The sequence below is a fragment of the Aeromonas sobria genome (genome assembly GCF_050266975.1).
GTDB lineage: Bacteria > Pseudomonadota > Gammaproteobacteria > Enterobacterales > Aeromonadaceae > Aeromonas > Aeromonas sobria_B.
This window is the reverse complement of record NZ_JBKISU010000141.1, coordinates 1-255: the sequence shown is the minus strand read 5'-3', so window position 1 is coordinate 255 and position 255 is coordinate 1. Positions and strand designations below refer to the sequence as shown.

Annotated in this window: 1 protein-coding gene; it reads left to right on the top strand. The window is 61.2% G+C overall.

What is annotated here, in order from left to right; translation table 11 throughout:
- On the top strand, window positions 1–255 hold a 255-nt coding region (locus tag ACLHZ1_RS20825; RefSeq protein ID WP_427263566.1), incomplete at both ends, for a hypothetical protein.

Here is a 255-nt window from a genome sequence, read left to right as displayed (position 1 = left end):
CCGGTTACGACGCGGGCACCGGGCTGGTGAGCTACAGCTACAGCTTGCTGGACAACGAAGCGCATCCCACTGCTGACGGCAACAACAGCCTGTTTGAAAACTTTGCGGTGAGCCTGATAGACAGCGACGGTGACTCGGCTTCGAACACCCTGAGCGTGCAGATCGTCGACGACGTGCCGACGGCGGTGAACGACAGCAACCCGGCCACGGCGAGCGAGAACAACCTGGTGCTGAACGGCAACGTCATCAGCAACG